Annotated in this window: 1 protein-coding gene; it reads right to left on the bottom strand. The window is 79.8% G+C overall.

The window, feature by feature from the left end; all coding sequences use genetic code 11:
• Positions 1–194: 194 nt before the first annotated feature.
• On the bottom strand, positions 195–436 hold a 242-nt coding region (locus ACIGZJ_RS33615), incomplete at its 5' end, for an LPXTG cell wall anchor domain-containing protein (protein WP_396460838.1).

Genomic DNA, 436 nt, shown 5'->3' with positions numbered 1-436 from the left:
CCCGCCCCCCGGGCCCCCCCCCCCGGGCCGGGGGGGGGGGGGGGGGGGGGGGGGGCGGGGCCCCCCCGGGGGCCCCGGGGGGCGGGGGGGGGGGCGCCGGGCGGGGGGGGGGCCGCGGCCCCCCCCTCCGCCGTTTCGCCGGTTTGCTGATTGTCAGTCAACTGGTCATTGGATTGCCGGGGCGGAACAGAGGCCTAGGAGAGGCGTCGCGCCCGGGCGGCGACCACGGTCAGAGTGCCGAGGCCGAGCAGCAGGATCGCTCCCATCGCGTAGAGCACACTTCCGGCGCCGGTGTTCGGCAGGGACACCGGGGCGTGCGGGTGCTGGGTCGGCTTGGGGGACGCCGGCGACTTCGTCGCGGTGACCTCGGCCGTCGAGGGCGGGGTGGTGACGGGTGAGCCGGTGGGCGGGGTGCCGTGGGCGGTGGCGGCGTTGG

Source organism: Kitasatospora sp. NPDC052868, assembly GCF_044547105.1.
In the GTDB taxonomy this organism is placed as follows: domain Bacteria; phylum Actinomycetota; class Actinomycetes; order Streptomycetales; family Streptomycetaceae; genus Kitasatospora.
This window is presented reverse-complemented; position numbering and strand designations above follow the sequence as displayed.